The sequence below is a fragment of the Pantoea sp. Pa-EAmG genome, from assembly GCF_030024295.1.
Taxonomy (GTDB): Bacteria; Pseudomonadota; Gammaproteobacteria; order Enterobacterales; family Enterobacteriaceae; genus Pantoea; species Pantoea dispersa.
Window position 1 is genome coordinate 1 of the sequence record NZ_JASEWO010000265.1, and the last position, 4,252, is coordinate 4,252.

The window sequence follows — 4,252 nt, forward strand, 5'->3', positions numbered from 1 at the left end:
TCATCATACCCGGAGGAGAATGATCGGGATATAAGGGGCGCCATTGATGGCGACCAGGCATCGCGTAAATTCAGATGTCGGTCTGGTGAAAAGTGCAGCATGAAATGGTGGCGGGAGAAGGATTATTCGCCGCAAGCGGCTCACCCTGCGGGCCGCGCTGCGCGCGTTGTCTCACTGCGTTCGACCCGAACCTTCGGTCGAAGCTTCTCATCCTTCTCCGGATGTTATTTATTGGTTTTTCTATCGGCTGGAGGAGATGTGCAGCATGAAATGGTGGCGGGAGAAGGATTATTCGCCGCAAGCGGCTCACCCTGCGGGCCGCGCTGACGCGCGTTGTCTCACTGCGTTCGACCCGAACCTTCGGTCGAAGTTTCTCATCCTTCTCCAGGTGTTATTAACTGGCTTTATTGACTGGCTGGAAGAGGACTGCAGCATGAAATGGTGGCGGGAGAAGGATTCGAACCTTCGAAGTCGATGACGGCAGATTTACAGTCTGCTCCCTTTGGCCGCTCGGGAATCCCGCCACTGGCCTGAATCTTTATGCCTGAAAGCGGGGCGCATCATACCAAATGCGTTCAGTCTGTAAAGCGCCCGCAGTAAAAAACTCAATCGTTTGCCCACTTTTTACGCGTGGCGCTGAAGAGTTGCGCAAATCAGCGCCGCAGTGGTTAAAGAATGATCGTGCGGTTGCCGTAAACAAACACGCGCTGGCCCAGCACTTTATACAGCGCGCGGCTTAGTACATTCTTTTCCACGTCGCGTCCGGCACGCATCATCTCTTCAGCGGTATAGCTGTGATCGACGTTAATCACGTCCTGCATGATGATCGGGCCTTCATCCAGGTTGTCGTTCACGTAGTGCGCGGTGGCACCGATGATCTTCACGCCGCGCTCATAGGCCTGATGATAAGGACGGGCGCCAATAAAGGCTGGCAGGAACGAGTGGTGAATATTGATGATCTGGTTGGGATAACGCTGCACAAACGCCGGCGTCAGCACGCGCATGTATTTCGCCAGCACCACGTAATCCGGCTGATAGCGATCGATCTCATCCGCCATGCGGTTATCGTGCTCTTCGCGCGTCAGGCCTTCATGGCTGACCAGCACGAACGGGATGTCAAAACGCTCGACCAGTGAACGCAGCGTTTCATGGTTACCAATGACGGCGGCGATTTCCATGTCCAGACCACCAAAGGCGCTCTTCATCAGCAGATCGCCCAGGCAATGCGCCTCTTTGGTGACCAGAATCACCACGCGGCGACGTCCGGCGCTGTGCAGCTCACGTACCGAACCGGTCGGCAGCGCGCTGTCGAGGTCAGCCAGCAGCGTGTTGTCGTTGAAAATGCCTTCCAGCTCTGTGCGCATGAAAAAGCGCCCGGTACGGTGATCGACGAACTCATTGTTCTGCACAATGTTCAGTTCGTGCTTGTAGCAAATGTTGGTGATCTTGGCGATCAGACCTTTGGCATCGGGGCAAATGGTCCGTAAAACTTTTCGTTGCATGGTTTGCGCTTGCATCTCGATCAGAGTCCTGTCAAAGCGATGAATGGTGAAGCTGTTGGGCATCTGTCCAGATTAGCCACAACATTTTTTGTATTTTTTATCGGAGCCACAAGGACAGCGATCGTTACGCCCTAACTCCGGCGTTGTTCCGTCGACATAGTACCAGCGTTGATCCTCGCGAAGAAAGCGTGAACATTCATACAGGCTGCAGGTACGGCCTTTTTCGAGATAACGCGCAAAAAAAGTGACGAAGGCTTCATTCTCATGGCTTCCGTGATTACAACGGGTTACATTCAGGCCAAGCCATTCTGTGGTGGCGAAACTTTCGGATAATAGCGTCTCCAGTCCGGCCACGCGCTGGCTGGGATGCCAGGTTTCTACCAGCCAGGCGGCGTTTTGCTTAACGTAAGCGCTGTAACGCGAGCGCATTAACTGTTCAGCGCGCTGTGGCGTTTGTTGCCCGTTCAGAAAGGGCTGACAACATAGGCTATACTGCTCTCCGCTGCAGCAGGGGCACTTTTCGGACACATCATCTCCTGAGAGTGATTAAAGTTAATGAAAGTGTGCGCTATGTTAGCCGACTGGCCAGCGTGAAGCTACGCATCAGGTTGATCACGAGGTGAGATGAGAAAAGTCAGGATTGGGCTGGCCCTGGGATCGGGCGCTGCCAAAGGCTGGGCGCATATTGGTGTCATCAACGCGCTGGAGCGCGCCGGTATTGAGGTGGATGTCGTCGCCGGCTGTTCCGTCGGCGCACTGGTGGGTTCTGCCTACGTCAACGGCCGTCTGGCGTTGATGGAGAAGTGGGTCAGCGCATTTCGCTACTGGGATGTTATCCGTCTGATGGACCTCTCATGGCAGCGTGGCGGCCTGCTGCGCGGCGACCGGGTGTTTAGCCATATCCGTCAGCTGATCCCTAACGAGCTCATCGAAGACGCGGATAAGCGCTTTGGCGTGGTGGCAACCAACCTCAGCACCGGACGCGAGCTGTGGCTGACCGAAGGGGATTTGCACCAGGCGGTGCGTGCATCGTGTAGTATGCCAGGCTTATTGCCTCCGGTTGGCTACAATGGTTATTGGCTGGTGGATGGTGCGGTGGTCAATCCGGTGCCGATTTCGCTAACCCGCGCGCTGGGCGCTGACATTGTGATTGCCGTTGACCTGCAACATGATGCGCACCTGATGCAGCAGGATCTGCTGTCGGTCACGCCGCAGAGCGGTGAAGAGGCGGCAGCGGCAGAAGCGCTGAGCTGGGGCAAAAAACTGCGCCAGCGTCTGATGGGGTTTACCCATCGGCGCGCCAGCCAGTCTCCAGGCGCGATGGAAATTATGTCAACGTCAATCCAGGTATTGGAAAATCGCCTGAAACGTAACCGTATGGCAGGCGATCCGCCGGATGTGCTGATTCAGCCTTTTTGTCCGCAGATTTCAACGCTGGACTTTCATCGGGCTGAAGAGGCCATTGCGGCAGGCAAGGCCGCCGTGGAGAAAAAAATGGATGAACTATTACCGCTGGTCCGTAGCAGATAATCAGTTGTTCATTCACGGGGGTTGTGACTTCAGCCAATTCTGAAAGGCGCAACGGCGTTTTATGAACCACTATTGAAATATCTGGTACGCAGGGGGAGAGAATGGAAAAACCGCTAATCGGCAAAAAGATACTCATTGTCGAAGATGAGGTCGTTTTCCGTTCATTGCTGGACACATTGTTAACTGGCCTCGGAGCCAGCACGTTCGAAGCGGGCGACGGACTCGACGGCCTGAGTTTACTCGCCGCGCAGTCAGTGGACCTGGTCATTTGCGATCTGGAAATGCCGCGCATGGGCGGTATTGAGTTTGTCGAGCGAATTCGTACACGCGGTAATAGCGTGCCCATCCTGATCATCTCCGCCACGCAGAACATGGCTGACATTGCCCACGTGCTGCGCCTTGGCGTGCAGGACGTGCTGCTCAAGCCGCTAAAAAACTTGGAACGTTTCCGTGAAGCGGTGTTTGAGTGCCTCTATCCTTCGATGTTCACCTCGAAAGTGGAAGAAGATGAACAGCTGTTTCAGGACTGGGATGCCCTGGTGCGCGATCCGCTCGCTGCCGCCAAGCTGCTCAAACAACTGCAACCGCCAGTCCAGCAAACCATCGCCAGCTGCCGCATAAACTACCGTCAACTCACCATGGCGGAACAGCCGGGGCTGGTGCTGGATATTGCCGCGCTGTCGGACAAAGATCTGGCGTTTTATTGCCTTGACGTAACGCGTGCCGGCGACAACGGCGTGCTGGCTGCATTATTGCTCAGAGCACTGTTCAACGGTTTATTGCAGGAGCAACTGTCCGGGCAAAAGCAGCGTCTGCCGGAACTCAATGGTCTGCTGCGCCAGGTGAATATGCTGTTGCGTCAGGCCAACCTGAACGGTCAGTTCCCGCTGCTGGTGGGCTACTACCATCGTCAGTTGAAAAATCTGATTCTGGTCTCAGCCGGTCTGAATGCCACGCTGCACATCAATACTCAGCAAATCCAGCTCAGTAACGGTGTGCCGCTTGGCACTATGGGCAGCACCCATCTTAATCAAATCAGCCAGCGCGCCGATGCCTGGCAATGTCACGTCTGGGGAGCCGGCGGCCGGCTTCGCCTGATGTTATCGTCCGAAGAATAGCCACTCAGATTTATATTTTCCGCGGGTTAAAGACAGGGCCAAAGCTTAGCTTTACACTTGGGTAATAGTCTTAAATTCCGCGGATTAACTCCATCCAGGATA

At 55.0% G+C, this 4,252-nt stretch carries 4 protein-coding genes, 1 tRNA gene and 2 other RNA genes; 2 read left to right on the forward strand and 5 right to left on the reverse strand.

All coding sequences use genetic code 11. The features are described 5' to 3' along the window. Positions 1-105 precede the first annotated feature (105 nt). The 5 genes from QMM04_RS21220 to QMM04_RS21240 form a co-directional block, all read right to left on the reverse strand. Positions 106-232: non-coding RNA, RtT sRNA (locus tag QMM04_RS21220), on the reverse strand. 39 nt (positions 233-271) lie between these two features. Beyond that, positions 272-399, reverse strand: a non-coding RNA gene (locus QMM04_RS21225) — RtT sRNA. Positions 400-439: 40 nt separating this feature from the next. Then, a tRNA-Tyr gene (locus tag QMM04_RS21230) sits at positions 440-524 on the reverse strand. 144 nt (positions 525-668) lie between these two features. Next, complete coding sequence (purU, locus tag QMM04_RS21235; RefSeq protein WP_031280214.1) at positions 669-1,517, reverse strand: formyltetrahydrofolate deformylase; 849 nt, start codon at positions 1,515-1,517, stop codon at positions 669-671. A 57-nt stretch (positions 1,518-1,574) separates the two neighbouring features. Further along, positions 1,575-2,030: a YchJ family protein gene (locus QMM04_RS21240; protein WP_040679954.1), complete on the reverse strand. Its 456-nt coding sequence runs from the start codon at positions 2,028-2,030 to the stop codon at positions 1,575-1,577. Between the two features lie 96 nt (positions 2,031-2,126). Between QMM04_RS21240 and rssA the strand changes: the two genes are divergently transcribed. After that, entirely contained in the window at positions 2,127-3,032 is a 906-nt protein-coding gene (gene rssA, locus QMM04_RS21245; protein WP_282996957.1) for a patatin-like phospholipase RssA, read from the forward strand. Positions 3,033-3,133: 101 nt separating this feature from the next. Then, positions 3,134-4,150, forward strand: coding sequence for a two-component system response regulator RssB (gene rssB, locus QMM04_RS21250; RefSeq protein WP_059011644.1), 1,017 nt, complete (start codon positions 3,134-3,136; stop codon positions 4,148-4,150). Positions 4,151-4,252 lie beyond the last annotated feature (102 nt).

Coding starts and splice junctions, on each gene's coding strand:
- purU (WP_031280214.1), bottom strand. CDS start 1,517: ATGCAAGCGCAAACCATGCAACGAAAAGTTTTACGGACCATTTGCCCC.
- rssA (WP_282996957.1), top strand. CDS start 2,127: ATGAGAAAAGTCAGGATTGGGCTGGCCCTGGGATCGGGCGCTGCCAAA.
- rssB (WP_059011644.1), top strand. CDS start 3,134: ATGGAAAAACCGCTAATCGGCAAAAAGATACTCATTGTCGAAGATGAG.